At 73.0% G+C, this 26,592-nt stretch carries 21 protein-coding genes and 1 pseudogene; 15 read left to right on the top strand and 7 right to left on the bottom strand.

Features of this window, described 5'->3' with window-relative positions:
* The first annotated feature begins 17 nt into the window (after positions 1-17).
* Positions 18-1,442, top strand: coding sequence for a M1 family metallopeptidase (locus ACZ6O2_RS11890; RefSeq protein WP_466022816.1), 1,425 nt, complete (start codon positions 18-20; stop codon positions 1,440-1,442).
* A gap of 105 nt (positions 1,443-1,547) precedes the next feature.
* Positions 1,548-3,011: a M1 family metallopeptidase gene (locus ACZ6O2_RS11885; protein ID WP_350704035.1), complete on the top strand. Its 1,464-nt coding sequence runs from the start codon at positions 1,548-1,550 to the stop codon at positions 3,009-3,011.
* A 6-nt stretch (positions 3,012-3,017) separates the two neighbouring features.
* Here ACZ6O2_RS11885 and ACZ6O2_RS11880 read toward each other — a convergent pair whose 3' ends face one another.
* A complete protein-coding gene (locus ACZ6O2_RS11880; protein ID WP_466022815.1) occupies positions 3,018-4,145 on the bottom strand; it encodes an LCP family protein in 1,128 nt (375 codons plus the stop codon).
* 135 nt (positions 4,146-4,280) lie between these two features.
* Between ACZ6O2_RS11880 and ACZ6O2_RS11875 the strand changes: the two genes are divergently transcribed.
* The gene (locus ACZ6O2_RS11875) at positions 4,281-5,978 is read left to right on the top strand and encodes an FAD-dependent oxidoreductase (protein ID WP_466022814.1); all 1,698 of its coding nucleotides are present in this window, start codon (positions 4,281-4,283) and stop codon (positions 5,976-5,978) included.
* A gap of 145 nt (positions 5,979-6,123) precedes the next feature.
* The gene (gene guaA, locus ACZ6O2_RS11870; protein ID WP_350704029.1) at positions 6,124-7,677 is read left to right on the top strand and encodes a glutamine-hydrolyzing GMP synthase; all 1,554 of its coding nucleotides are present in this window, start codon (positions 6,124-6,126) and stop codon (positions 7,675-7,677) included.
* Positions 7,678-7,684: 7 nt separating this feature from the next.
* Here the strand turns inward: guaA and ACZ6O2_RS11865 are convergent, their stop codons facing one another.
* Positions 7,685-8,029 (bottom strand): PspC domain-containing protein, encoded by a 345-nt coding sequence (locus ACZ6O2_RS11865; RefSeq protein ID WP_466022813.1) that lies wholly within the window; start codon positions 8,027-8,029, stop codon positions 7,685-7,687.
* A 144-nt stretch (positions 8,030-8,173) separates the two neighbouring features.
* On the opposite strand from ACZ6O2_RS11865, the gene ACZ6O2_RS11860 reads away from it, so the two are divergent.
* The 3 genes from ACZ6O2_RS11860 to ACZ6O2_RS11850 all read left to right on the top strand — a co-directional run bounded on the left by ACZ6O2_RS11860 (position 8,174) and on the right by ACZ6O2_RS11850 (position 11,501).
* On the top strand, positions 8,174-9,121 hold the full coding sequence (locus ACZ6O2_RS11860) for an NUDIX domain-containing protein (protein ID WP_350704025.1): 948 nt from the start codon (positions 8,174-8,176) through the stop codon (positions 9,119-9,121).
* Positions 9,122-9,249: 128 nt separating this feature from the next.
* On the top strand, positions 9,250-10,158 hold the full coding sequence (locus tag ACZ6O2_RS11855) for an NUDIX hydrolase (protein ID WP_466022812.1): 909 nt from the start codon (positions 9,250-9,252) through the stop codon (positions 10,156-10,158).
* A 425-nt stretch (positions 10,159-10,583) separates the two neighbouring features.
* On the top strand, positions 10,584-11,501 hold the full coding sequence (locus tag ACZ6O2_RS11850) for a CDP-alcohol phosphatidyltransferase family protein (RefSeq protein WP_466022811.1): 918 nt from the start codon (positions 10,584-10,586) through the stop codon (positions 11,499-11,501).
* A gap of 71 nt (positions 11,502-11,572) precedes the next feature.
* Here ACZ6O2_RS11850 and ACZ6O2_RS11845 read toward each other — a convergent pair whose 3' ends face one another.
* The 3 genes and pseudogenes from ACZ6O2_RS11845 to ACZ6O2_RS11835 form a co-directional block, all read right to left on the bottom strand.
* Positions 11,573-12,826: a phosphatidylserine decarboxylase gene (locus ACZ6O2_RS11845; RefSeq protein WP_350704019.1), complete on the bottom strand. Its 1,254-nt coding sequence runs from the start codon at positions 12,824-12,826 to the stop codon at positions 11,573-11,575.
* Between the two features lie 502 nt (positions 12,827-13,328).
* A pseudogene (locus tag ACZ6O2_RS11840) lies at positions 13,329-13,589 on the bottom strand (hypothetical protein); the annotation flags it as partial.
* Complete coding sequence (locus ACZ6O2_RS11835) at positions 13,586-15,265, bottom strand: PspC domain-containing protein (protein ID WP_466022810.1); 1,680 nt, start codon at positions 15,263-15,265, stop codon at positions 13,586-13,588. The pseudogene ACZ6O2_RS11840 and the gene ACZ6O2_RS11835, both read right to left, overlap by 4 nt.
* Before the next feature lie 172 nt (positions 15,266-15,437).
* Here ACZ6O2_RS11835 and ACZ6O2_RS11830 point away from each other — a divergent pair, with 172 nt between their 5' ends.
* From ACZ6O2_RS11830 to ACZ6O2_RS11820, 3 genes are all read left to right on the top strand, one after another.
* Entirely contained in the window at positions 15,438-16,703 is a 1,266-nt protein-coding gene (locus tag ACZ6O2_RS11830; RefSeq protein WP_350704015.1) for a PspC domain-containing protein, read from the top strand.
* A complete protein-coding gene (locus ACZ6O2_RS11825) occupies positions 16,703-17,389 on the top strand; it encodes a response regulator transcription factor (protein WP_350704013.1) in 687 nt (228 codons plus the stop codon). Before ACZ6O2_RS11830 ends, ACZ6O2_RS11825 begins: the two co-directional genes overlap by 1 nt.
* Positions 17,390-17,578: 189 nt before the next feature.
* Entirely contained in the window at positions 17,579-18,736 is a 1,158-nt protein-coding gene (locus ACZ6O2_RS11820; RefSeq protein WP_466022809.1) for a thioester domain-containing protein, read from the top strand.
* Between the two features lie 76 nt (positions 18,737-18,812).
* On the opposite strand, the gene ACZ6O2_RS11815 is transcribed toward ACZ6O2_RS11820, so the two are convergent.
* Entirely contained in the window at positions 18,813-19,547 is a 735-nt protein-coding gene (locus tag ACZ6O2_RS11815) for a PIG-L deacetylase family protein (RefSeq protein WP_466022808.1), read from the bottom strand.
* Positions 19,548-19,976: 429 nt separating this feature from the next.
* Here ACZ6O2_RS11815 and ACZ6O2_RS11810 point away from each other — a divergent pair, with 429 nt between their 5' ends.
* From ACZ6O2_RS11810 to ACZ6O2_RS11790, 5 genes are all read left to right on the top strand, one after another.
* Positions 19,977-21,620: a peptide ABC transporter substrate-binding protein gene (locus ACZ6O2_RS11810; protein WP_466022807.1), complete on the top strand. Its 1,644-nt coding sequence runs from the start codon at positions 19,977-19,979 to the stop codon at positions 21,618-21,620.
* A 146-nt stretch (positions 21,621-21,766) separates the two neighbouring features.
* Positions 21,767-22,693 (top strand): ABC transporter permease, encoded by a 927-nt coding sequence (locus ACZ6O2_RS11805; RefSeq protein WP_350704006.1) that lies wholly within the window; start codon positions 21,767-21,769, stop codon positions 22,691-22,693.
* Positions 22,694-22,768: 75 nt separating this feature from the next.
* The gene (locus ACZ6O2_RS11800) at positions 22,769-23,746 is read left to right on the top strand and encodes an ABC transporter permease (protein WP_466022806.1); all 978 of its coding nucleotides are present in this window, start codon (positions 22,769-22,771) and stop codon (positions 23,744-23,746) included.
* Between the two features lie 26 nt (positions 23,747-23,772).
* Complete coding sequence (locus ACZ6O2_RS11795; protein ID WP_350684244.1) at positions 23,773-24,795, top strand: ABC transporter ATP-binding protein; 1,023 nt, start codon at positions 23,773-23,775, stop codon at positions 24,793-24,795.
* Positions 24,788-25,801 carry an ABC transporter ATP-binding protein gene (locus ACZ6O2_RS11790; protein ID WP_350704002.1) on the top strand — a complete coding sequence of 338 codons (1,014 nt, stop codon included), beginning with the start codon at positions 24,788-24,790 and terminating at the stop codon, positions 25,799-25,801. The genes ACZ6O2_RS11795 and ACZ6O2_RS11790 overlap by 8 nt, the downstream gene beginning before the upstream one ends.
* A 144-nt stretch (positions 25,802-25,945) precedes the next feature.
* Here the strand turns inward: ACZ6O2_RS11790 and ACZ6O2_RS11785 are convergent, their stop codons facing one another.
* Entirely contained in the window at positions 25,946-26,335 is a 390-nt protein-coding gene (locus ACZ6O2_RS11785) for a chorismate mutase (protein WP_466022805.1), read from the bottom strand.
* Positions 26,336-26,592 lie beyond the last annotated feature (257 nt).

Raw genomic sequence — 26,592 nt, 5'->3', positions numbered from 1 at the left:
GCCGATAGGCTCGGCCGGTGCGTCGTACTCGTGACCGGATCCGCCCGACGCTCGTCGCCGTGGCGGCGGCGGTCGCGCTGCTGGTCGCCTGCACCACCGACGCCCCCGACCGGCAGGGCGGGCGCGACGGTCTGCGCCCGGGCAGCGTCGACCTCGCCGACCCGTACGTGCCGGGCGCCGGAAACGGCGGGTACGACGTCTCGCACTACCGCCTGACGGTCCGCTACGACCCGGCGACCGACCGGTTGACCGGGCGGGCGAAGGTCGTGGCGACGGCGGTGCACGGGCTGTCCCGGTTCACCCTCGACCTCGTCGGCCTCGACGTCACCGCGGTCACGACGGACGGCGCCCGCGCCGAGCACCGGCGCGACGGCGACGAGCTGGTGGTCACCCCGCGCCACGGGCTGCCGCAGGGCCGGCGGTTCGCGGTCGAGGTGGACTACTCGGGCGTGCCGACCGCGAAGGCCGACGGGCAGCTCGGCAGCGGCGGGTTCCTGCACACCGCCGACGGCGCGATCGCGCTCGGGCAGCCCTGGTCGGCGGCCACCTGGTTCCCGGTCAACGACCACCCGTCGGACAAGGCCACGTACGACATCGAGGTGACCGTTCCGGACGGGCTGGCCGCGCTGAGCAACGGGGTGCCGGGGGAGAGGACGAGCGCCGACGGCTGGACCACCTGGCGGTGGGCCGAGCGGGCACCGATGGCCAGCTACCTCACCACCCTCGTGATCGGCGCCTACCGGGTGGAGACCGGCACGCACGCCGGCAAGCCGATGGTCACCGCCGTGCCGGCGCGCCTGCCGGCCACCGGCCCGGAGGCCGCCTCGCTCGCCCGCACCGGCGAGATCGCCGACTTCCTGGCCAGCCGGTTCGGGCCGTACCCGTTCGACGCCTACGGCGGGGTCGTGGTCACCGACGACCGGGTCGGCTACGCGCTCGAGAACCAGTCCCGGCCGGTCTACGGGCCCGGCTTCTTCCGCAACGGCCGCCCCAACCCGGGGGTGGTCGCACACGAGCTGGCCCACCAGTGGTTCGGCAACAGCGTGACGCTGACCCGGTGGAGCGACATCTGGCTCAACGAGGGCTTCGCCAGCTACGCGGAGTGGCTGTGGGAGGAGCACGACGGCGGTCGCACCGCGCAGCGCGCCTTCGAACTGGAGTACGCCGCCACCGACTGGTCCCGCCCGGTCGTCGACCCCGGACGGTCGGGGCTGTTCGGCACGGCCGTCTACAAGCGCGGGGCGCTCACCGTGCACGCGCTGCGCCGCACGGTCGGCGACGACGCGTTCTTCCGCATCCTGCGCACCTGGACGGCCCAGCGGCGGGGCGGCAACGCCACCACCGAGGACCTGGTCGTCCTGGCCGAACGGGTCTCCGGGAGGTCCCTGCGCCAGCTCTTCGACGCCTGGCTCGTCGGCGACTCCGCCCCCGCCCTGCCCTGACGCGGATTTCAGGGCCGCTCGGTAGGCTGCCGCGGACCGGCCGGGCGCGGGTCCGGCACGGGTCGCCGGCGGGGCAGCCGGCGGCACAGGGGAAGGGACGAGGCGATGACGCTGTCGCGGCGGGTTCTGGGCGCGGGCACCGGCCTGCTGCTGGTCGGGGCGCTCGGGTTGACCGGGTGCGGGTCGGCCGACGAACCGGCCCCGGCCCCGGCCACGACCGCCGCGTCGCCGAGCGCGGCCCGCCAGTTCAAGCCCGGGGCGGCCGGCGTCGGCGACGAGTACTTCCCGACCTACGGCAACGGCGGGTACGACGTCAGCCGCTACACGGTCAAGGTCCGCTACCACCCGGAGCAGGACCGGCTCACCGGCACCACCACGCTCCAGGCGGCGGCGACGCAGGACCTGTCGGCGTTCAACCTGGACCTGGCCGGGCTGACCGTGCGGTCGGTGACGGTGGACGGCGCCCCGGCGAAGCACAGCCGCAAGGACGACGAGTTGGTGGTCACGCCGGCCACCGGCCTGATCGCGGGTAACGGCTTCGTCGCCGAGATCGCGTACGAGGGCGAGCCGGAGCCGCTGCGCAACGAGATCCTCGGCGTCGGGGGCTTCCTGCACACCGGCGACGGCGCCATCGCGCTCGGCCAGCCCGAGTCGGCGAGCACCTGGTTCCCGGTCAACGACCACCCCTCGGACAAGGCCACCTACGACTTCGAGATCACCGTCCCGAAGGGACTGACGGCGGTCAGCAACGGCGTGCCGGAGGGGAAGAGCACGGCCGGCGACTGGACCACCTGGAAGTGGGCCGAGCGCAGCCCGATGGCGAGCTACCTCAGCACCGTCGTGATCGGAAAGTTCCGGATCACGGAGGGCAAGCACAAGGGGCGGCCGGTGTTCCACGCGGTCACCACCGACCTGCCGGAGGGTGCGGCGGACCGGTCGATCGCCGACACGGTCGAGGTGGCCGACTACCTGGAGAGCGTCTTCGGGCCGTACCCGTTCGGGGCGTACGGCGGCGTGGTGATCTCCGACGCCCGGATCCGGTACGCCCTGGAGACGCAGAGCCGCCCGGTCTACTCGGCGGGCTTCTTCCGCAGCGGCGAGAACACCGGGGTGGTCGCGCACGAGCTGGCCCACCAGTGGTTCGGCAACAGCGTGTCGCTGGCGAGGTGGCAGGACATCTGGCTCAACGAGGGGCTCGCCACGTACGCCGAGTGGCTCTGGGCCGAGCACGACGGCGGGCGCACCGCCCAGCAGGCGTTCGACGACCGGTACGCCGGATCGTCCGGCCAGGTCTGGCGGACGCCGCCCGGCGAGCCGGGGGTGGCGAACCTGTTCAGCGAGTCGGTCTACCAGCGCGGCGGGATGACCGTGCACGCGCTGCGGGTGGCCGTCGGCGACAAGGCGTTCTTCGAGATCCTGAGGACGTGGGCGGCGCAGAAGCGGGACGCCAACGCCACCACGGCCGAGTTCGTCGCGCTGGCCGAGCGGGTCTCGGGCAAGAAGCTCGACGACCTCTTCGACGACTGGCTGCGCGGCACCGAGCGCCCCGCCCGGCCCGAGCCGCTGTGACGGCGGTCAGCCCTTGACGCGCAGCTCCGGGTGGGCGGCGAGGTACGCGTCCGCCCGGCCGGCGCGCAGCTCGGTGAGGAACGTCCGGCCGGTCGGTTTGAGCTGCTCGCCCCGGTAGGCGCTGCCCTGGCCCACCCCCTCGCCGGGCAGGCCGACCAGCACGAACCGGTCCGGCGACAGCCCGCCGAGGGCGTACGCGACGTCCACGATCCGCGGCCCGCCCGCGTAGACCAGCGTGTCGCCGAGCGCGTCCACCACCCGCTGGACGCGCTCCGGCTGCCGGGCCAGGTCCTCGTCGAGGATCTTGGTCACCAGCGCCTTGACCAGCTGCTGCTGGTGGCGCTGCCGGGCGTAGTCGCCGCCGGTGATGTAGCGCTGCCGGGCGTAGTCCAGCGCCTGCCAGCCGGTGAGGTGTCGCTCGCCCTTCTCGTAGACCATCTGCGGCCCGACGTAGCCGCCGCCGCCCGGGGCGGGCTCCCGGTGCCGGCCGTCGGGGCGGCGGTGCAGCGAGACCACCCGCTGGTCGACGTAGAGGTCCACCCCGCCCAGCTCGTCCACCAGCTTGTCGAAGCCGTTGAAGGTGAGCACCGCGCCGGCGTCGAAGCGCAGCCCGGTGTAGCCGCTGACCGTGCTGCGCAGCAGCTCGTAGCCCTGCTCGGTGCTCGGCTCCTTGGGCTTGCCCGGCACCCGGCTGCCGTAACTCATCGCGTGGGTGAGCTTGGTCTTCCCGCCGCCGTAGTCGGCCTTCGGAAAGGCCGGGATGTCGACCAGCAGGTCGCGGGGGAGGGAGAAGAGGTACGCCCGGTCGAGCCCCTTCGGCACGTGGACCACCAGCACGGCGTCGCCGTGCGGCTCCCAGCCGGGCACGCTGACCCGGGTGTCCACCCCGACCAGCAGGAGGTTGAGCGGGCCGGTGATGCCGGCGCCCGGCGGAGCCGTGGGGCTCGGGGTGGGATCCGCGGTCGGTGTGGCGCTCGCGGTCGGCGTGGCGGCGGTCGGGCCGATCCGCCGCGACCCGTCGTCGCCGACGAGGCGGGTGACCACCAGCACGCCGGCGGCCACCAGCACCACCGCCGCGAGGGCGGCGAGCCCCAGCAGCCACCTCGGGCGCTGTGCCCCTGTCCCCTGAGCCATGCGACACCCCCGTGTGAGACAACGTTCGGACTCCGGGCCCGGGTTCGGGTGGGCGTCCCCGGATCGACGGACGGGAGCATGATCGCGCGGAAACCCGTGCTGGCGCGATGGCTACTCAGCGGTAATGATGCGTTCATGCGGTACGACGTGGTCGTCATCGGGTCCGGCTTCGGCGGCAGCGTCACCGCGCTCCGGCTGGCCGAGAAGGGCTATGCGGTCGGTGTGCTGGAGGCCGGGCGCCGCTTCGCCGACGACGAGTTCCCGCAGACCTCCTGGCGGCTGCGCCGCTTCCTCTGGGCGCCCCGCCTCGGCTGCTACGGCCTCCAGCGGATCACCCTGCTGCGGGCGGCCGACCGGAAGGCCGGCGGCGGGGTGCTGGTGCTCTCCGGGGCCGGGGTGGGCGGCGGTTCGCTGGTCTACGCGAACACCCTCTACGAGCCGCTGGACGCCTTCTACGCCGACCCGCAGTGGCGGGGCATCACCGACTGGCGCGACGAGCTGGCCCGCCACTACGACCAGGCGAAGCGGATGCTCGGCGTGACCGCGTACCCCGTCGTCACTCCCGCGGACCGGGCGATGCGGGCGGTGGCCGAGCGGATGGGGGTCGGGCACACCTTCCACGCCACCCCGGTCGGCGTGCACATCGGTCGGCCCGGTCAGCGGGTCGCCGACCCCTACTTCGGCGGCGCCGGCCCGGAGCGCACCGGCTGCACGCACTGCGGCGCGTGCATGACGGGCTGCCGGTACGGCGCGAAGAACACCCTGGTCAAGAACTACCTGTGGCTGGCCGAGCGGCTCGGCGCCCGGGTGCACCCGCTGACCATGGTGACCGCCGTGCGCCCGGCCGACGGCGGCGGGTACGCGGTGCACACCGTGCGCACCGGGGCCTGGCCGCGCGCACGGCGGCAGGTGGTCCACGCCGACCAGGTCGTCTTCGCGGCCGGCGCCCTCGGCACGCAGCGGCTGCTGCACGCGATGCGGGCCGAGGGGGCGCTGCCCGCGCTCTCGCCCCGCCTCGGCGAGCTGACCCGGACCAACTCGGAGGCGATCCTCGGCGCCTCGGTGCCCCGCCGGCGGGCCCGCGCCGACGGGCTCGACTTCACCGAGGGGGTGGCGATCACCAGCTCGTTCCACCCCGACCCGCAGACCCACATCGAGCCGGTCCGCTACGGGCGGGGCTCCAACGCGATGGGGCTGCTCCAGTCGCTGCTGGTCGACGGCGGCCCGCACCGGGTGCGCCGCTGGCTCGGCACGCTGCTGCGCCGGCCCGGCCCGGCGGCCCGGCTGCTGTCGGTGCGCGACTGGTCGGAGCGGACGGTGATCGCCCTGGTGATGCAGTCGGCGGACAACTCGCTGACCACCCGGTTGCGGCGCGGCCCGTGGGGGCGGCGCCTGGTCTCCGGGCCGGGGCACGGCGTGCCCAACCCGACGTGGATCCCCGCGGGCAACCGGGCGGCCCGGCTGCTCGCCGAGGAGATCGGCGGTACGCCCGGCGGGGCGCTGACCGAGCCGTTCGACATCCCGATGACCGCGCACATCCTCGGCGGGGCGGTGATCGGCGCCACCCCGGCCGACGGCGTGGTCGACCCGTGGCACCGGGTCTTCGGCCACCCGGGGCTGCACGTGGTCGACGGCGCGGCGGTCTCGGCGAACCTCGGGGTGAACCCGTCGCTGACCATCACCGCCCAGGCGGAACGCGCCATGTCCTTCTGGCCCAACAAGGGTGATCCGGACCCCCGCCCACCGCTGGGCTCCCCGTACGCCCGGATGGACCCGGTCCCCCCGCGCCACCCGGCGGTGCCCCCGCACGCCCCCGGCGCCCTCCGCCCCTGATCTCCCGCGGTCTTGCACTTTCGGCCCCCGTTGTGCGGCTTTCGGGCCGCATGTCCGGGCGGAAGGTGCAAGATCGCGCGCGGCGGGGGTGACGTGTGCCGGGGTGTCGTGGGCGCGGGCGTGACGGTGGGTAGGCTTTCTGCACATGAGCACGCCTCGCCCCGTCCTCGTGGTGGACTTCGGAGCCCAGTACGCCCAGCTCATCGCGCGCCGGGTGCGCGAGGCCAACGTCTACTCCGAGATCGTGCCCCACTCGATGCCCGTCGCCGAGATGCTGGCGAAGGACCCGGCCGCGATCATCCTCTCCGGTGGTCCGTCCAGCGTCTACGCGCCGGACGCCCCGCAGATCGACGCCGGCATGTTCGACTCCGGAGTGCCGGTCTTCGGCATCTGCTACGGCTTCCAGGCGATGGCCCAGGCCCTCGGCGGCACGGTGGCCCGCACCGGCAACCGCGAGTACGGCGGCACCCCGCTGCGCGCCCGCCCGGAGGCCGGCGTGCTGCTCCGCGAGCTGCCGGACGACCTGCCGGTGTGGATGAGCCACGGCGACTGCGTCACGGAGGCCCCGGCGGGCTTCGCGGTGACCGCCGAGTCGGCGGGCGCGCCGGTCGCCGCGTTCGAGGACCTGGCCGGCCGCCGGGCCGGCGTGCAGTTCCACCCGGAGGTCGGGCACACCGCGCACGGCCAGGAGATGCTGCGCCGCTTCCTCTACGACATCGCCGGCATCGCGCCGACCTGGACGCCCGAGAACATCATCGACGAGCAGGTCGCCCGGATCCGCGAGCAGGTGGGCGACAAGGAGGTCATCTGCGCACTGAGCGGCGGGGTCGACTCGGCCGTCGCCGCCGCGCTGGTGCACCGGGCCATCGGCGACCAGCTCACCTGCGTCTTCGTCGACCACGGCCTGCTGCGCGCGGGCGAGGCCGAGCAGGTGGAGAAGGACTACGTCGCCGCCACCGGGATCAAGCTGAAGGTGGTCGACGCCGCCGACCGGTTCCTGGGCGCGCTGGCCGGGGTGACCGACCCGGAGCAGAAGCGCAAGATCATCGGCCGGGAGTTCATCCGGGTCTTCGAGGCCGCCGCGCGGGAGATCGCCGCCCACGGCGACGTCGAGTTCCTCGTCCAGGGCACTCTCTACCCGGACGTGGTCGAGTCCGGCGGCGGCACCGGCACCGCCAACATCAAGAGCCACCACAACGTCGGCGGCCTGCCGGAGGACCTGAAGTTCAGCCTGGTCGAGCCGCTGCGCACGCTGTTCAAGGACGAGGTCCGGGCGCTCGGTCTCCAGCTCGGCCTGCCGGAGGCGATGGTCTGGCGGCACCCGTTCCCGGGTCCCGGCCTGGCGATCCGGATCATCGGCGCGGTCGACCGGGAGCGTCTCGACCTGCTCCGCCAGGCCGACCTGATCGCCCGCGAGGAGTTGACCGCCGCCGGGCTGGACCGGGGCGTCTGGCAGTTCCCGGTGGTGCTCCTGGCCGACGTGCGCAGCGTCGGGGTGCAGGGCGACGGCCGCAGCTACGGGCATCCCGTGGTGCTGCGGCCGGTCTCCAGCGAGGACGCGATGACCGCCGACTGGTCCCGGCTGCCGTACGAGGTGATCGCCCGGATCTCCACCCGGATCACCAACGAGGTCGCCGAGGTCAACCGGGTGGTGCTCGACGTCACCAGCAAGCCGCCGGGCACCATCGAGTGGGAGTGACCCGGCCTCACGCCGCCGGCGGGTAGGTCGGCGGCGTGGGCTGCGCCACGGTCGGCTGCGCCACCGTGGGCGCCACGGTCGGCTGCGCCACCGTGGGCGGCGCGGCCTGCGCCGGGTGCGGCCAGGCGGGGGCGTCGGCCGGCTCCTCGGGCATCAGGAACCACATGATCGGGTACGCGAGCAGCGCGAGCCCGCCGGTGAGCAGGCCGGTGACCGCGAAGACCACCCGGACGAGCGTGGGGTCGACGGCGAAGTAGCGGCCGAGGCCGCTGGCCACCCCGGCGACCATCCGGTCCGTGACGGGGCGGCGGAGCTGCTTGTACGGGGGCTGGGAAGAGGCGGTGGAAGTCATGCCTCCACCATCCGCGCCGCCGACCCGGCCGACCTCGGTGACCGCCCGGAGCCTTACCCTGACCTGCCCCTGAGGCGCGAGCATTGAGTCAGGAATCTGACTCTTTTCGATGCAGGTAACCCGGGCGGGGGAGAATTTGGCCCCGTGACCACCATGCTGGAGCCGCTCCGCAGGATCGCGGCATACGCAGTTTGTGCTGATTCGGTCGGCCGAGTGTTGCTGGTCCGCGCATCGGAGCGCTCCGGCACTCCCGGCACGTGGTCGCTGCCCGGCGGGGCGGTCGATCACGGTGAGGACCCGAACCACACCGTCGTCCGCGAGACCGCCGCCGAGACCGGTCTCTCCGTCACCGTCGACGGCCTGCACGACGTGCTGGCCGACATGCGGGCGCTGCCGGACCGGGGCATCACCATCCACACCGACCGCCTGATCTACCACGTCTCCGTCCGGGGCGGGACCCTCACCGACCGGGTCGACCGGCCGACCGACCTGGCCCGCTGGTTCACCCCGGAGGAGGCCCGCGAGCTGCCGCTGCGGTCGTTCACGGCGCGCGCCCTCGGGGTGCCCGCCTCGTCCGCCGACATCGTGCCGGACGAGCCGCCGGAGTTCCCCTCGTTCTACGCCGTGCCCGGTCCGGACGGGCTGCACCGGGCCCAGCGCTTCGCCGCGTACGCCGTGGTGACCGACCCGGACGGGCGGGTGCTGCTCACCCGGGTCTCCGACGGCTACCCGGGCGCGGGCTGCTGGCACCTGCCCGGCGGCGGCACGGACTACGGCGAGCAGCCCGGCGCGGCCCTGATCCGGGAACTGGTCGAGGAGACCGGGCAGACCGGCCGCCTCGTCGAGCTGCTCGGCGTGGCCAGCCACCGGGACGCCGCGTCCCTGGGCCCGGAGGGTTACCCGATCGACTGGCACGGCGTCCGCGCGTTCTACCGGGTCGTGGTCGACAAACCGGCCCCGCCCACCGTCGCCGACGTGGGCGGCTCCACCTGTGAGGCCCGCTGGTTCGCCCGCGAGGAGCTGGGCGCCCTCCCCACCGACCGCCTGACCGAGGTCACCGCCGAGGCCGTCCAGGCCGCCCGACTGGCCTGACCCGGCCCCCGCGCCCCTTCTCCCACCCGTCCGTTGATCATGAGGTTGACCGGGCGGCACGTCGGTTCCGCTGCCGCTAACCTCATGATCGACGGAGCGGGTCGGCGCGGGCGGGGGAGTGCGGGCGGGTGGAGGAACGGCGGCGGGTCGGGGCGTACGGGGTGTGTCGGGGCGCCGACGGTCGGGTGCTGCTGGCCCGGGGCTCGGCTTCGTGTCCGTTCCCCGGGGTGTGGCAGCTGCCCGGCGGCGGGCTGGAGCACGCGGAGGATCCGGCGCACGCCGTGGTCCGTGAGTTCGCCGAGGAGACCGGCCTCGCCGTGGAGGTGACCGGGCTCCGGGCCGTGCTCGCCGACGTGGCCACGTTCCGTGACTCCGGGGTCGCGGTGCACACCGACCGCCTCGTCTTCGACGTCGCGGTGCGTGGCGGCGAACCGCGGCCGGAGCCGGCCGGCGGCAGCGACGAGCTGGCCTGGTTCGCCCCCGACGAGGCGGCGGCGGTGCCGCTGATGCCGTTCACCGCCGAGGTGCTCGGCCTCCCCGTCGCGCCCCTGCCGGCGGGCCTGCCCCGGGCGCTGCCCCACGAGGGCGCGCCGTCGGCCGACCGGCGGCAGCGCTTCGGGGCGTACGGGCTGGTGACCGACCCGGCCGGGCGGGTGCTGCTCGCCATGATCGCCGACGGCTACCCGGGGGCCGGCCGCTGGCACCTGCCCGGCGGCGGCACCGACCACGGGGAGCAGCCGGTCGCCGCCCTGCTGCGCGAGCTGGTCGAGGAGTCCGGTCAGCTCGGCCGGGTGGTCGAGCTGGTCGGCGTCGACAACCTGCACAACCCGGCCGCGCTGGGCCCGGAGGGGCGCCCGCTGGACTGGCACGGCATCCGGGTGGTCTACCGGGTGGCGGTCGACGCGCCGACCGAGCCGCGGGTGACGGAGCTGGCCGGGGGCTCGACCGCCCGGGCCGCCTGGTTCACCCCGGAGCAGCTCGCCGGGCTGCGGCTCACCGAGATCGCCGCCCTGGCGCTGGGCCACCGGTCCCGCTGACGACGGTCGCCGGCCCGCGCCCTGGTGCGCCCGGCTGGCTGTGACATTGATGACGGTCCGTAATCGGACATCGGGGCTGGCGGCGGTCGCTGGCCGGGCCGGTGGCGAGGGCGTCCGGTACATTCGATGTGGGGTTGGTGGAGGAAACGGGCGATGGAGCCCGGGTTGGGAACAAGAGGGCGGTTCGCGCGGTTTAAGGGAGATATAAGTACCGCCGGCAGCTATCGCCAATCCCCGTTCCCTTATGCGATGGTGTACTCCGCAAAATGGCTGCCGGGCCAGAAAGGTCCGGCATGAGACAGCCGGACACCCGCCCCCGTGCGGTCAGCCGATCCGGTGATGGAGGAAACGTGCCGAGAGCCCCATGGCGCCGGCGTCGTACCACTGACAGTCCGCGCCCCGCAGGGCGTCGCTGGGCGGGCTCCTTGCGCCGCAGCAGCACGTTCGCCCGGCAGGTGCTGCTGGTCCGGGTGGGCCGCCGCGACGGCGACCTGCGCGGCGCCACCGACCTGTCGCTGCCCGAGCACCGGTACGCCGACCGGCCGCGCCGCCGCTACGGTCTGAACCGGTTCGAGCGCGGCGACGTCGCGTCGATCGCCCCGGTCAGCCCCGCCCTCCCGCCGGCGACCCCGGTCGACGAGCCGGCGAGGGCGATCCCGCTGCTCCCCGGCGAGCGGACGGTCGCCCGCCGGATGAAGTTCGCGGTGGTCAACGCCTGCACGCTCAGCAGCCTGATGCTCGGCATGCTGGCGATCTTCCTCGCCATGCAGGGCGAGGTGCGGGTCGCCGCGCTGTGCCTGATCGCCTGCGTGGTGTTCGACGGCCTCGACGGCGCGCTCGCCCGCAAGTTCGGCGTGGCCAGCCCGTTCGGCGCGCAGATGGACTCGCTGGCCGACATGTGCTCGTTCGGCCTGGCCGCCCCCGTGGTGGTCTACGCCTCGCTGGCCGGGTCGGTGTCCACCGCGGCGGCGGCGGTGGCGTGCGCCCTCGTCGCGGCGTGCGCGGCCATCCGGCTCGCCCGGTTCAACGTCTCGCCGAAGGACGGCCGGTTCTTCTGCGGCGTGCCCACCACGATGGCGGCCGCCGTCCTCGCCCTCACCGTCGCCATCGGGCTGCCGGTGCCGGGCACGGTCCAGGTCGCCGGCGTGGCGCTGCTCGCCTTCGCCATGGTCTCCAGCTTCCCGTACGCGAAGCTGGCCCGCCTGGTCAAGCTGCCGCCGTGGGTGTGGCTGGCCCCGGTGATCGGCGCGCTGGTCGACATCCGGCTCACCTTCGCCCTGATCGTGGTCGGTTACCTGGTCAGCGGCCCGGTGCTCTGGCTTCGCCAGCGTCGCACCGCCTGACCCCCACGTACGCCGAAAGGGGCGCCGCGATCCCGCGGCGCCCCTTTCGTGTCTGCCCCGTGCCCGCCGCGTCAGCGCCAGCGGGCGATGACGGTGGAGCCGCCGACCACCTTGTCGCCGGGCCCGACGAGCGGCTCGGCGGCGTCGGCCGGCAGGTAGACGTCGGTGCGCGAGCCGAACCGGATCAGCCCGAACCGCTCGCCCCTGGCCAGCAGCGCGCCGATCGGCGCCCGCTGCACGATCCGCCGGGCGATCAGGCCGGTGCGCTGCGCCACGACCACCGTGCCGTGCGCGGTGTCCAGCACCGTGTACGCGGCGACGTTGTGCTCCGCCGCCGGCTTCATCGCGTTGGCGAAGCCGCCGTCGGCGACGAAGTAGTCGACCACCTTGCCGGCGACCGGGGCGCGGTTGACGTGCACGTCCAGCACCGAGAGGAAGACCGCGACCCGCAGCCACTCACCCGCGCCGAAGCGCTCGTCGTGCAGCCGCTGGACCGACAGCACCTGGCCGTCGGCCGCGGCGACCACCGCCGACGGGTCCTCCGGCACGTCGCGCTCCGGGTCCCGGAAGAAGGCCGCCACCGGCGCGGCGGCCAGGGCGGGGAGCAGCCAGAGCTTCGACTTCGGCCGGGCGAGCCGGGTCAGCGCGGCCAGGCCGAGCGTGATGCCGGCGGCAGCCACCCCGTTGGAGTCGATGTGCATGCCGCGGGTCAGCGGCACGCTCGACGGGCGGTACGCCGGGGCGAGCGACGCCGCCGAGGCGGCGTCGGCCGGGGTGAAGCGGAGCCGGTACACCCGCAGCGGCGGGTTGTTGCGCAGCACCAGGTCGGTGCCGACGCCGTACAGCGCGCCCTGCCGGTCCAGCTCCGCCGCCGCGCCCGCCGTGCGCCCCGGCGTGGCGGTCGTCGCCACGCTCAGCACCGCGCCGTCGGTGAGATACTTCGTCAGGCCTTCGACGGCGCCGCGGGTCTCGTCGGCCGTGCCGGTGAACGGCTCCCCGGCGATGACCACCGCGGCGGGCTCGGCCTCGGTGAGCGTGTCGACCACGCGGACCCGGTCGGCGACCCAGCGCCCCTGGGCGGTGACGTGCTCCCGCAGTGCCCCGGGGCCGGTCGACCCGGCGGGCACCAGCGTGAGGGTGTCGCCGGGCAGCAGCGCGTCGATCGCCGCGGCCAGCACCGCGGACTCCGGCGTCGCGCCGACCAGCAGGGCGGCCTTCGGGTCGTTCATCCGGGCCAGCTCGGCGACGAGGGTACGGGCGGCTCGCTCGCCGATGCCGACCGGACCGGAGCGGCCGGCGGGGCGCACGGCGGGGGACTGCGTCATGTCGGACGGGCTCCTGACGGGGTAGAGACGGGAATCGCGGCGGGACCGCCACGGCGGCGCGGTCCGGCCGGCTCGGCGGCCACGTCGGCGCGGTCCGGCCGGCGGAGGCGAGATCTCCACCGGCCAGCATAGGCGGCTGCGGAGGCGGGCCGCACCGCTGTGGTCAGCCGCGCGGGCGCTCCTCGCCGGACGGCGCGCCGCCGACCGGGCCCGGCCGGTCGTCCTCGTCGGCGGGCCGGTCCTCGACCGCGTCGGGGCGGACGTCGGTGACCGCCTCGGTGGGCGACTCGTCGGCGTCGTCCCCGGTCCGTGGGCCGGCCGTCGGCGTGCCCGACACCGGCGCGGACACCTCCCACTCGGACGGCCCGCCCCATTCGGACCGCTGGCCCCAGTCCGACCGCCCGGTGCCCCATGCCGCCGGCTCGTCGGCCGGGGCCGGCCGGTCGAGGTCCCACCGGGTCGGATCGACGTCGGCGGTGTGCCGGTCCGGCTCGTCACCGGCGGGTTCGGCGGCCGGCTGGGCGGAGGTGGGCCCGACGCGGTCCGGGGCGGGGGCCGCGTCCTTGCCGGTCGCGGCGGAGCGCCCGGAGCGCAGCGCGCCCACCAGGCCCAGGAGACCGATCACGATCAGCGCGCCGGCCAGGAACCAGCCGACGGGTGGCAGGGCGAGCCCGAGCAACTTGGCGAGCAGCCACCACGCGGCGAGCCCGACGAAGATCAGCCCGAAGGCGAACGACACGACGTCGGTGCGGTGGGCCTTCACCGGGTCACCTCCAGGTTGCCGGCGTTCACGTGGACGTAGAGGCGCAGTGTGCCGCCGCCGGCGCCGTCGGCACCCAGGTCGGTCGTCTCCCGGAGCGGGCCGTCCAGCCCGCCGGAGTGCTTGCCGAAGACGACCGCGTCACCGGCGTTGACGTCGGTCACCGTGGTGACGTCGACGTTCGGCGGCACCACCACGGTGCACTCCCCGAAGTTGACGGAGACCGTGATCTCGGTGTTCTTCTTGTCGAAGTCGACCGCCCGCAGGTCGAGGGTCGCGTCGCCGAAGCTGTTCTCGTACCGGACGGCGAGGTCGCGGTGGTCGGTGGGGGCCCAGGTCACGTTGCCGTCGACGCCCCGGACCCGGTCGTAGGACTCGGCCACGGTGGCCATCCCGAGGGCGGCGGCGGCCACCACGCCGAGCGCGATCAGCCACCGGGCCCGCCCGAACCAGGTACCGACCAGCAGACCGAGCCCGATGGTGGCCAGGGTGGCGGCGAAGTACGCCGACGCCCCGACGTCGAAGACGTCCAGCAGGTCGAGGACGGCGACCACGCCGAGGACGAGGAAGATCAGCGAGAAGGTCACCGCGCCGAGCGGGGAGCGCTCACGCGGGCGCTTCGGCGGCTTCGGCGGTCGCGGCGGTCGCGGCGGCAGTGGCGGGATGCCCGCCTGGCCGGCGTACGGGCCGTGCGGGGCGAACGGGGGCCGGTAGCTCGGCGGCAGGGGCGCGGGGCGGGCCGGTGCGCCCCCCGAGGTCGCGCCGGGCCAGCCGGACGTGGGCGCGGCCGGCGGCCAGCCGGCGGTCGGCGTACCCCCGGGGAAGGGGGCCGGCGCGGGCGGGGCGGTCGGCGCGGGCGGGGCGGCCGGCGGCCAGGCGGGCAGCTCGGCGGTCGGCTCGGCCGGCTGGCCGGTGACCGGGACGTTGTCCGCGGGCGCGGCCGGCGCCGGGGCCCCGCCGGGGGCCACGGCGACGCTCGGCGGGGCCTGGTACGCGGCCGGCGCGGGATAGCTGACCGGCGGCACCGGGCCGGGCGGGGCGGCCGGTGCGGGCGGGACCGTACCGGCCGGCGTGGCCCCGGTGCCCCGGTTGTCCCGGTTGAGCATCAGCGCCCCGCCGATCAGGATCGTGGCACCGAGCAGCACCGCCCGGAACGCGTCGGTGACGATGTAGCCGAAGCTGACCGCGACCAGGATGCTGAGCACGATCACGGTGATCGGGGACATGCTGGACCGGCCCCGACCGAGCATCGACTCGACGGGGGAGGCGCTGTCCCCCTCGCCGGGGATGATCAGCCAGGCGGTGACGTAGACCAGGATGCCGATGCCGCCGAAGAAGCCGAGCACGGCGAGGAGCACCCGCCAGAGCACCGGGTCGGTGTTGGTGGCCCGGCCGATCGCCGCGCAGACGCCGGCCAGGTAGCGGCCGTCGCGGGGGCGGACCAGCCCGTACCGGGAGGTGAAGCCTGCGCCGCCGGACGGCGGCTGCGGCCCGGCGCCCGGATCCACGCCCGGCCCGGCGCCGGGCGGCGGCGTCCACCCGACGGCGCCCGGCGCGGCCACCGGCGGCGGCGCCCCGGAGGCGGTGGACGCGGTCCCGTCGGCGGGCGTCGCGGCGGGCGGCGGTCCACCGGGCTGTGCCGCCCCGGGACGGGGGGACTGGGCAGCTTCCTCGGTCATGCCCTCGATCCTGCTGCCCCGACCGCCCGGACGACCTCAGGACCCGACCCTGACCCCACCCTGAGATCCGGGCGGCCGGAATGTCGGGGGCGTCCCCGTGGTCGGGCGGCGGCGCAGCGTGTGACGATCGAACCGGCGCCGGCAGCGAACGGTCGCCCGCCCCGTGCCCGTCGTGACCAGGGAGCCTCCGATCGACGCCGTGACCCAGCCACCTCGCCTCTACCGCGCCCCCGAGCACCGGATGGCCGCCGGGGTGGCCGCCGGCATCGCCGACCACCTCGGCATCTCCGTGCTGCGGGTGCGGGTCGCCTTCATGGTGCTGCTCGGGCTGAGTGGTCTCGGCCTGCTGCTCTACGCGGCCTTCTGGGCGGTCGTGCCGCTGCGGCCCGGCGACACCGCCGTACCGCCCCGCCGGGACGTCGCCCAGCTGCTGCCGTTCGTGGCGATCGGCCTCGGCGTGCTGCTGGTGCAGATGATGGTCTTCGACTCGGTCGGCGCGGCCGGCACCGCCGGGTGGCTGGTCGCGATCATCGCGGTCGGCGCCGGGGTGATCTGGCACCAGTCGGCCCCGGAGCGGCGGCGGCAGTGGGGCGACTCCATGCCGGTGCCGTGGCTGGGCGCGGTGGTGGAGGAGAGCGACCGGCGGGCCTTCGTGCTCCGGTTCATCGGCGGCGGGGTGCTGGTCGCGGTCGGCATAATCGGCGTCGCCGCGGTCTACTCCCCGGCGCAGAACTTCGACGCGGTGCTCAACGGCGTGATCTTCGCCCTGGTCGGGCTCGCCGGGGTCGGGGTGGTGGCCGCGCCGGTGCTGTGGCGGACGTTCAACCAGCTCCGCTCGGAGCGCGAGGGGCGCATCCGTGAGCAGGAGCGGGCCGAGCTGGCCGCGATGGTGCACGACCAGGTGCTGCACACCCTGGCCCTGATCCAGCGCAACGCGGCCGACGTGAAGACGGTCCAGCGGCTCGCCCGGGGGCAGGAACGCTCGCTGCGCAACTGGCTCTACAAGCCCACCGGATCGCCGACCGAGCGCTTCGCCGCCGCGCTGGAGCAGGCCGCCGCCGAGGTCGAGGACACCTTCGCGATCACCGTCGAGGCGGTGGTGGTCGGCGACCGGGAGACCGACGAGCGGGTCGGCGCGCTGGTCGCGGCCGGGCGCGAGGCGCTGGTGAACGCCGCCCGGCACGCCGGGGTGCAGACGGTCTCGCTGTACGCCGAGGTCGAGCCGGAACAGGTCAGTGTCTTCGTCCGGGACCGGGGGAAGGGCTTCGACCCGGATACGGTGGAGGATCACCGGCACGGCGTCCGGGGCTCGATCATCGGGCGGATGAAGCGGCACGGCGGCCGGGCGGAGATCCGGTCCGAGCCGGGGGAGGGGACCGAGGTCCGGTTGATCCTGCCGATCTCCCGGGACTCGTCCACGGCGGAAAGGGACAAGTGATGACCGAGCAGTCGATGGAACCGGTCGAGGGAGCGGGTGCCGGCGCGGAGCGGCTGCGGGTCTTCCTCGTCGACGACCACGCCATGTTCCGCGCGGGGGTCCGCGCCGAGCTGGGTGCGCACGTCGAGGTGGTGGGGGAGGCGAGCACGGTCGGCGAGGCGGTCACCCGGATCGCCGCCACGCTGCCCGACGTGGTGCTGCTCGACGTGCACATGCCGGATGGCGGCGGTCGCGCGGTGCTGGAGGCGATGCGGCGTACCCATCCGCAGGTCAAGTTCCTGGCGTTGAGCGTCTCGGACGCGGCGGAGGACGTGATCGGGCTGATCCGGGCCGGCGCGCGGGGCTACGTCACCAAGACGATCTCCCCGGAGGAGCTGGCCGCCGCGATCCGCCGGGTGGCCGACGGCGACGCCGTGTTCAGCCCCCGGCTGGCGGGGTTCGTGCTGGACGCGTTCGCGGCCCGTCCGGACGCGCCGGTGGCCGATCCGGAGCTGGACCAGCTCACCAACCGTGAGCGCGAGGTGCTGCGGCTGCTCGCCCGGGGGTACGCCTACAAGGAGATCGCCAAGGAGCTCTACATCTCGATCAAGACGGTCGAGACGCACGTGTCGAACGTGCTGCGCAAGCTCCAGATGTCCAACAGGTACGAGTTGTCCCGCTGGGCGGCCGACCGTCGCCTCGTGTGATCCACCTCTTTTCCCCTCCATTTCGGGCGGAAGCGACGAACCTGGCCCGCAGGGGCTGACAAACGATCAATTCGCGTCCCATAATGCCCCGTCGCGTTCTCGCGTGCGGGTGGTGCGAACCCGCGGGAACGGCGGCTTCGCTAACCCGCCGTTCGGCGGGTCACCCCTGGGGAGAGGTACGCGAATCTGATGTTCGGACAACGAGGACGGCGCTGGGCGCGGATCGCCCTGGCGACCGTCGCCGGTGGTGCGCTGGCGCTCGGCTTCGCCGCGCCGGCCGCCGCCGCCGAGACGACCGGCGTGGCCAAGTCGGTGGGCGGCAGCGTCAAGCTGCTGCTCGACGGAAAGCCGAAGAACGCCGGCGCGCTGGCGCTGAAGATCGACGGGAAGCTCGTCCCGGCCTTCTGCATCGACTACCACACCAATGTGGCGATCGACGGCACGTACAAGGAGGGCACCTGGGACGAGTCCCAGGTGAAGAACCTCGGCAAGGTGCAGTGGGTGCTCACCCACGGCTACCCGAACGCCGACTCGGCGACGCTGCTGGCCGCCGCCGGCGCTGCCGTCCCCGAGAAGGCCGACGCCAAGAAGCTGCTCTACTTCGGCACCCAGACCGCCATCTGGCACTTCAGTGACGGGATCACCCTCGGTGACTGGGTCAAGGACAAGGGCCTGCTCGGCAAGCAGCAGTACGACGTGATCAAGCGGGTCCACGACTACCTCGTCGCCAACGCCACCGACCAGCCCGAGCCGAAGGCCGAGCTGAGCGTCGACCCGGCCAGCGCCAAGGCCACGGTCGGCGACAAGGCCGGCCCGTTCACGGTCAAGGGCCCGGCCGGCGACATCGCCGTCGCGGTCAGCGGCGGCTCGGCGGTCGACGCCGAGGGCAAGCCGGTCACCACGACCACCAACGGTGGGCAGTTCTGGCTGACCGCGGACGGCGCCGGCGAGGTCGAGGCGACCGTCTCCGCCAAGGGTTCGGTCTCCTTCGGCCGGGTCTTCCTCTTCACCGGCGAGAAGGCCGCGCAGAAGCTGATCCTCGGCGGCAGCACCGGTGAGACCGTGACCGCCAGGGCCGAGGCCACCTTCGCCGCGGCCCCGACCGAGTCGCCGTCGCCGAGCGCGCCGGCCGAGTCGCCCTCGCCGAGCGTCCCGGCGGAGTCGCCGTCGCCGAGCGCGCCGGCCGAGAGCCCGGCCCCGTCGACCTCCCCCGCCAGTAACGGCGGGGACCTGCCGCTGACCGGCTCCCCGATCGCCGCCGCGATCGCGGCCGGTGTGGCGCTGCTGGCCGCGGGTGCGGTCACCGTGCTGATGGTCCGCCGTCGCAAGCTGCGCTTCACGGCCTGACCGACGTCCGTTCCGCGGCTCCGGCCCCGGCACCCGCTCCGCGCGGTGCCGGGGCCGGACCCGTCCGGCGGTCAGGTCACCCGGTGCGCAGCACGGTGAACGCCTCGGCCAGCCGGCCGGCCGGCAGCCCGGCCTCGTCGGCCGCTGCGGTGAGCTGGTCCCGGACCCAGGTCTCCACGTCCATCCGCGCGGTCTGCGAGCGGTGCGCGCGCATCGCGGCGACCTTGCGCGCGTACTGACCGGTGACGTCGACGGTGTGGTCCGGCGCCGGGCCGCCGGCGTACCAGATCTCCCGGACCACCCACGGCCGGAGCCCCTCGGCCAGCAGTTCGGGGTGGGCGCACGGGTTGCGCGCGTCCGGGTAGACCGCGCAGGTCGTGGCCTCGCCCACGGCGAGGTGGTCGGGGTGGCCCGGCCCGGCGAGGTGTTCCCATCGGCGCAGCGGCGAGCTGGTCAGCACCCGGTCGGGCCGGTGCCGGCGGATCGCCGCGGTGACGTCCCGGCGCAGGTCGAGCGTCGGGGCGAGGACGCCGTCGACGTACCCGTCGAGGAACTCCACCTGCCGTACGCCGACCGCGGCGGCGGCCGCCCGCTGCTCCTCCTCCCGCAGCCGGGTCACCGACCCGCGCCCGGTGCTGTCGCAGCCACCCGCCTCGCCCCGGGTGACGATCAGGTACGCGACCTCGATGCCCTCCTCCACCCAGTTGGCCATTGTGCCCGCACAGCCGAAGTCGATATCGTCCGGATGGGCAAAAACTGCCAGCGCCCGGACGACGTCCGAAAGTGCGGGAGCGGACGCGGGAAAGCTCACAAGCGTCGAGCGTACGCCCGGGGTGTCGATCCCGCAGAACCGTGTCTTTCCTGCTCAGAGCAGTACGACCGGCACCGATCATGATCTTTTTTCAAGTATCGGCAACGTGGCGAGCAACTAACGGCTTGATAACGGCACCTTCACGGAACGGGCCGGTAAGTGTCACAGTGGCAGCACCTCACCCCTCGAGTGAGGCACTCCGCACGGCCTGACGACCACGGCCGCCGTCTGTGAACGGTGTTCCGTGGTGGTCTTGCGTGCGCGGTGCCGAGCCCGGCGGGCGGGGCGGCCCGGCGGATCGGTACAACATCTTGTCCCGTTTCACTGCGGTGAAACCGGCGTCCCGCGCTGCGGGCCGGCGGACGTGTCACCCCCTTGCGTGCGTGAAACCCACGACGGAACCAGGTTAGAAAGAGGAGGCCCCTCGGAATGAGAGTCTCGAAGCGGGCAGGCAGCGCGGTCGCGCTGGGCGCGGCGTTCGCGCTCGTCGCGTCCGGTTGCTCGAGCAGCGACAGCGACGGCGGCGACGCCGGCGCCAGCGCCGACGGCGCGATCACCATCGAGGGCACCCAGCCGGAGAACGGCCTGGTCCCGTCGAACACCACCGAGACCGGTGGCGGCAAGATCATCGACTGGATGTGGACCGGTCTGGTCGAGTACCCGAACGACGGCAGCGCTCCGCGCAACGCCCTCGCCGAGTCGATCGAGACGACCGACTCCAAGGTCTACACCATCAAGATCAAGAAGGACACGAAGTTCCACGACGGCACCGTCGTCAAGGCCAAGAACTTCGTGGACGCCTGGAACTGGGGCGCCTACTCGCCGAACGGTGCGCAGAACGGCAGCTTCTTCGCCGACATCCAGGGCTTCGGGGACGTCAACACCGAGGACCCGGACGGCGCCGAGGGCCCGCAGAAGGCCCCCGAGCCGGCCAAGAAGGAGATGTCCGGCCTGAAGGTCGTCGACGACTGGACCTTCGAGGTCACCCTCGCCGCGCCGACCGCCGTGTTCCCGACCAAGCTCGGCTACAGCACCTTCATGCCGCTGCCGGACGCGTTCTTCACCCAGGGCGCCGAGGCGTTCGGCAAGAAGCCGATCGGTAACGGCCCGGTCAAGTTCGTGTCGTGGGAAGACGACGTCCAGATCAAGCTGACGCGCTTCGACGACTACACGCTGCGCGACAAGATGAAGATCAAGGACGTCACGCTCAAGATCTACCAGGACGACACGGCGGCCTACAACGACCTGCTCGCCGGCAACATCGACTTCATGCAGCAGGTCCCGGTCTCCTCGCTCGCGGGCGACAAGTGGAAGCAGGACCTGACCGACCGGGCGATCTCCTCGACCACCCCGTCGACCGGCATCATCGCCTTCCCGATCTACGACAAGCGCTTCCAGAACGCCAAGCTGCGCAAGGCGATCTCGATGTCGATCAACCGCCAGGAGATCAGCGACAAGATCTTCTTCGGCAACCGGAAGCCGGCCGACAGCTGGGCCAACCCGCTGACCCCGGGTGCCAAGCCGGGTAACTGCACCGCCTGCACCTACAACGTCGACGAGGCCAAGAAGCTCCTGGCCGAGGCCGGCGGCTTCACCGGCGAGCTGGTCATGTACTACAACGCCGACGCCAGCCACAAGGAGTGGATGGAGGCCGTCGCGCAGCAGGTCAAGACCAACCTGGGCATCAACGCCCGCGCCGAGGGCATGCCGACCTTCGCGGTGTTCCGTCAGAACATCAACGCCCACAAGATGAAGGGCATGTACCGCGCCGGCTGGCAGCAGGACTACCCGGACGTCGAGAACTGGGTCAACCCGCTCTACGTCAAGGGTGGCTCCTCGAACGACGGTCTGTACAGCAACCCGCAGGTCGACGCCCTGGCCAAGGAGGCCAGCTCCGCGCCGAGCCTGGAGGCCGCGCACGAGAAGTTCGCTCAGGCGGTCGCCATCATCGACCAGGACGTTCCCACGGTTCCGATCTACTTCGGCGGCCAGCAGTCCGGCCACTCGGAGAAGATCAAGAAGCTCGAGCTGACCAACGTCGGCGAGCTGGACCTCACCTCGGTCGAGCTCTGATCCGAACGGTCTGACCCCGGGTCGGGCTCACCTACCGGTGGGCCCGACCCGGGCCGTTCCGTGAGGGAGTGTTACAACAGTCCCTCGCCACGTCCGTCATCCCCGTGTCGGCCGTCCGACGCGCCCCCTGTCTGGAGGACCACCCCATGGGCCGTTATCTGTTGAGACGGCTGCTCCAACTCATCCCGGTCTTCATCGGAACGACGTTCCTGATCTACTGGCTGGTCTGGTCGGTGCCCGGCGACCCGTTCGCCGGCAAGTGCGGCGAACGCGCCTGCCCGGACGCCTACGTCAACATGATGACCGAGAAGTTCAAGCTGGATCAGTCCATCTGGGTGCAGTACGGCAACTACATGCAGAACCTGTTCCAGGGCGACTTCGGGCAGACGTTCGGCGGCCGGGAGATCGGCGACATCATCGCCACGTCGTACCCGAACACTTTGAAGCTGGCCCTGGTGGCCCTCGTCATCGAGGCGGTCATCGGCCTCACCGCGGGTGTGCTGACCGGCCTGCGCCGTAACGGCTTCCTGGACAACCTGGTCCTGGTCTCCAGCCTCTTCCTGATCGCGCTGCCGATCTTCGTCATCGGCTTCGTGCTCCAGTGGGTGCTCGGCGTGCAGTGGGGCGTCATCAAGCCCACCGTCTCCAGCGAGATGCGTATCTCGGAGCTGATCGTGCCCGGCTTCGTGCTGGGTAGCGCCTCGATGGCGTACATCGCCCGGGTCGCCCGGACGAGCATCGCGGAGAACCGGCGCGCCGACTACGTCCGCACCGCGATCGCCAAGGGCCTGCCGATGCGGCGGGTGGTCGGGGTGCACCTGCTGCGCAACTCCCTCATCCCGGTGGTCACCCTGCTCGGCACCGACCTCGGTGCCCTGATGGGCGGCGCGATCGTGACCGAGGGCATCTTCCAGATCAACGGGATCGGCCGCCAGGTCTTCCGCGCGATCGTCACCAAGGAGAGCGCTACGGTTGTCTCCATCGTGGTGGTCCTGGTGCTGGTCTACCTGGTCATGAACCTCGTGGTGGACCTGCTCTACGCCGCCCTGGACCCGAGGATCCGCTATGAGTGAGCGCAGCGAACGAAACTTGGTCATTGCAGCGTGCCCGGGCACCCACGCCCGGGTCGAGCGGAGCGAGGTGCCGGCATGAGCGACCCCAGTGCCGCGTCGATCGTCAGTACGCCCCCGGCCACCGCGCCGACCGAGCTGGGCGCGCCCACCAACGCGGGCCAGCCGGAGAACGCCCGCAAGGAGAAGCCGCGCGGCCTGCTCGGCGACGCCTGGCTCATCCTGCGTCGCAAGCCGCTGTTCTGGATCTCCGCGGCGTTCATCGTCATCTTCCTGGTGATGACCGCCTTCCCGTCGCTGTTCAGCTCCGGCGACCCGGCGAACGGCGACCTGAAGAACAGCCTCGTCGGCCCGTCGTCGGAAGCCTGGTTCGGCTACGACTTCCAGGGGCGCGACGTCTACGCCCGGGTGATCTACGGCGCCCGCGCCTCCATCGTGGTCTCCGTGCTCTCGGTGCTCGGCGTGCTGCTGATCGGCGGCGCGATGGGCATCATGGCCGGCTACCGGGGCGGCTGGGTGGACGCCCTGCTCTCCCGCGTCGCCGACGTCTTCTTCGGCCTGCCCTTCGTGCTGGGCGCCATCGTCATCCTGACCACCTTCAACGGGTCGGGCACGAGCAACAGCAAGGCCGAGATCATGGCCCTGGTGAGCATGTCCCTGGTCGTGCTGGGCTGGCCGGTCGTGATGCGGCTGATGCGCTCCTCGGTGCTGGCCACCAAGGAGGCCGACTACATCGTCGCCGCCCGGGCGCTGGGTGCCGGCACCGGCCGGATCATCCTCAAGCACCTGCTGCCGAACAGCCTCGCGCCGCTGCTGGTCTACGGGACGATCCTGGTCGGCTCGTTCATCGGTGCCGAGGCGACGCTGTCCTTCCTGGGCGTCGGCCTGAAGAGCCCGGTGGTCTCCTGGGGCATCATGATCAACGAGGCCCAGTCCCTCATCCGGGTCGCGCCGTACCTGCTCTTCTTCCCGGCCGCCTTCCTCGTCACCGCCGTGCTGAGCTTCGTGGTGCTCGGTGAGACGGTCCGCGAGGCCCTCGATCCGAAACTCCGCTAGGGGCGATTCAGTTGTCCGACATTCTCGTGTCCGAGCAGTCCGCGGCGGGTACCTCCGGTCGCCCCTCCGGCCGTCTGCTCGAGGTCGACGACCTCCGCGTGGAGTTCCGCACCCGGGACGGCGTCGCGAAGGTCATCAACGGGGTCACGTACCACGTCGACGCGGGGGAGACCCTCGCCGTGCTCGGCGAGTCCGGCTCCGGTAAGAGCGTCACCGCGCAGACCATCATGGGCATCCTGGACACGCCGCCCGGTTTCGTCACCGGCGGTCAGGTCCGCTTCCACGGCAAGGACATGCTGAAGATGTCCTTCGAGGAGCGTCGCCGCATCCGCGGTGAGGGGATCGCCATGATCTTCCAGGACGCGCTCTCCGCGCTCAACCCGGTTTTCACCGTCGGCTTCCAGATCGCCGAGCAGTTCCGGGTGCGGCGCGGCATGAGCCGTGCCGACGCCAAGAAGCGCGCGATCGAGATGCTCGACCAGGTCAAGATCCCGAACGCCAAGGGCCGGTTCAGCAACTACCCGCACCAGTTCTCGGGTGGTATGCGGCAGCGCGCGATGATCGCGATGTCGCTGGCGCTGGACCCGGAGGTGCTGATCGCGGACGAGCCGACCACCGCGCTGGACGTGACGGTGCAGGCCCAGATCATGGACCTGCTCGCCGAACTCCAGCGGGAGCGGCAGATGGGCATGATCCTGATCACCCACGACCTCGGCGTGGTCGCCGACGTCGCGGACCGGATCGCGGTCATGTACGCGGGTCGCATCGTCGAGGAAGCCAACGTGTACGACCTGTACGCCAAGCCGGCGCACCCGTACACGATCGGTCTGATCAACTCGATTCCCCGGCTGGACGAGAAGGGGCAGCAGCTCCGGACCATCAAGGGCCTCCCGCCGAACCTGATGAACATCCCGCCGGGCTGCCCGTTCAACCCGCGCTGCCCCATGGCGCAGCCGGTCTGCCGGGAGAAGGTCCCGCCGCTGCTGCAGGTGGGTGCCGGCCGGGCCAGCGCCTGCCACTTCGCCGAGGAGCTGGTGAACCGTGACTGAGAACATCCTCGAGGTCCGTGACCTGGTCAAGCACTACCCGGTGACCCGGGGTGTGGTCTTCAAGAAGACCATCGGCCAGGTCAAGGCGGTGGACGGGGTCTCCTTCGACCTCAAGGCCGGCGAGACCCTGGGTGTGGTCGGCGAGTCCGGCTGCGGCAAGTCGACCCTGGCCCGGGTCCTGATGAACCTGGAGCGGCCGACTTCCGGCAGCGTGCTCTACAAGGGCCAGGACATCTCCAAGTTCTCCGGCGGGGCGCTGCGGCGGCTGCGGCGGCAGATCCAGCTGGTGATGCAGGACCCGTACACCTCGCTGAACCCGCGGATGACGGTCGGCGACCTCATCGGCGAGCCGTTCGAGATCCACCCGGAGGTGGCGCCGAAGGGCAGCCGCCGGGGCAAGGTGATGGAACTGCTCGACCTGGTGGGTCTGAACCCGGAGCACATCAACCGGTACCCGCACCAGTTCTCCGGCGGTCAGCGGCAGCGCATCGGCATCGCCCGGGCGCTCGCCCTGCGGCCCGAGATCATCGTCTGCGACGAGCCGGTGTCGGCCCTGGACGTGTCGATCCAGGCGCAGGTGATGAACCTGCTGGAGCAGCTCCAGGGCGAGTTCGGCCTGTCGTACGTCTTCATCGCGCACGACCTGTCGGTGGTCCGGCACCTGTCGGACCGGGTCGCGGTGATGTACCTCGGCAAGATCGCGGAGATCGGCACCGAGGACGAGATCTACGAGCGGCCGACCCACCCGTACACCCAGGCGCTGCTGTCGGCGGTGCCGGTGCCGGACCCGACCGTCCGCGAGAACAAGGCGATCATCCGCCTCACCGGTGACGTGCCGTCGCCGGTCAGCCCGCCCTCGGGCTGCCGGTTCCGGACCCGCTGCTGGAAGGCGCAGGACGTCTGCGCCCAGCAGGTCCCGCTGCTGGAGATCCGGTCGGGCTCGGACCACCCGAGCGCGTGCCACTTCGCCGAGAAGCGGGAGATCGTGCAGACGCACGAGGTGTGACAACCACGGGACCGCCTGCCGACGTCACCGCGACGACGGCAGGCGGTTCCGTCGTTTCCGGGCGGGCGGGCGCGGCGGCCGGCGGCCGGGACGCGACCACCGCGCCGCCCGGTGCGCCCGCCCGCCGCCCCGCCCCGGTACGCCTCACAGGGGGCCGCGGCCGGCGCGGAGCAGCAGCAGCGCGAGCTGCGTGCCGTCGGCGCCGAGGGCGACCCGGAAACGCTCCAGGATCTCCCGCTCCCGGGAGAGCACGAGCCGCGTGCCGCCGGAGGCCATCCGGGTCGCCCCGACCTCCTGGGAGAGGCGGGCCCGCTCCTGCCACAGCTCGATGAGCGCCCGGTCGATCTCGTCGATCCGTTCCCGGATCTCCACGATCCGGGCGGCCGCGCCCGGCTCCGCGGCGCCGGTGCGCGCCTCCGGCTTCGCGTCGTCGGCGCCGCCCGGCGCGTCGACCTGGCCGGATGCCCCCGGGTCGGGCCGGCCCGCCCCGGGCCGCGTCAGGCTGCCGTTGGACTCCACCACGTCTGTCATCATCGGGTACCCCTCGCCGTCAGGTGCCCGGTGCCCGGATCCCGGGACGGAGAAAGCCCCGGGCTCCAGGAGCCCGGGGCTTTCTCGTAGGTCTGTTGATCAGGCGCGACCCACGGCTGCCGGACTCCCGGTGCCGTAGTAAAAGTAGAAGCGCTGACCGAACACGCCGTCGAGTATGCCGACCCAGGGCCGGCGCGCGCAAGGATTCGGCCGGACACGTGGCCGGCGGCACGGTCCCGGCGCCGGCGACGCCGGGACCG

The organism is Micromonospora sp. NPDC048040, assembly GCF_055587185.1.
The sequence above is the reverse complement of the archived record's forward strand: the minus strand, read 5'-3'. Positions and strand labels throughout refer to the sequence as shown.

Coding starts and splice junctions, on each gene's coding strand:
- guaA (WP_350704029.1), top strand. CDS start 6,124: ATGAGCACGCCTCGCCCCGTCCTCGTGGTGGACTTCGGAGCCCAGTAC.
- ACZ6O2_RS11810 (WP_466022807.1), top strand. CDS start 19,977: ATGAGAGTCTCGAAGCGGGCAGGCAGCGCGGTCGCGCTGGGCGCGGCG.
- ACZ6O2_RS11820 (WP_466022809.1), top strand. CDS start 17,579: ATGTTCGGACAACGAGGACGGCGCTGGGCGCGGATCGCCCTGGCGACC.
- ACZ6O2_RS11880 (WP_466022815.1), bottom strand. CDS start 4,145: ATGGCTCAGGGGACAGGGGCACAGCGCCCGAGGTGGCTGCTGGGGCTC.
- ACZ6O2_RS11885 (WP_350704035.1), top strand. CDS start 1,548: ATGACGCTGTCGCGGCGGGTTCTGGGCGCGGGCACCGGCCTGCTGCTG.
- ACZ6O2_RS11865 (WP_466022813.1), bottom strand. CDS start 8,029: ATGACTTCCACCGCCTCTTCCCAGCCCCCGTACAAGCAGCTCCGCCGC.
- ACZ6O2_RS11835 (WP_466022810.1), bottom strand. CDS start 15,265: ATGACCGAGGAAGCTGCCCAGTCCCCCCGTCCCGGGGCGGCACAGCCC.
- ACZ6O2_RS11800 (WP_466022806.1), top strand. CDS start 22,769: ATGAGCGACCCCAGTGCCGCGTCGATCGTCAGTACGCCCCCGGCCACC.
- ACZ6O2_RS11825 (WP_350704013.1), top strand. CDS start 16,703: ATGACCGAGCAGTCGATGGAACCGGTCGAGGGAGCGGGTGCCGGCGCG.
- ACZ6O2_RS11845 (WP_350704019.1), bottom strand. CDS start 12,826: ATGACGCAGTCCCCCGCCGTGCGCCCCGCCGGCCGCTCCGGTCCGGTC.
- ACZ6O2_RS11805 (WP_350704006.1), top strand. CDS start 21,767: ATGGGCCGTTATCTGTTGAGACGGCTGCTCCAACTCATCCCGGTCTTC.
- ACZ6O2_RS11875 (WP_466022814.1), top strand. CDS start 4,281: ATGCGGTACGACGTGGTCGTCATCGGGTCCGGCTTCGGCGGCAGCGTC.
- ACZ6O2_RS11785 (WP_466022805.1), bottom strand. CDS start 26,335: ATGATGACAGACGTGGTGGAGTCCAACGGCAGCCTGACGCGGCCCGGG.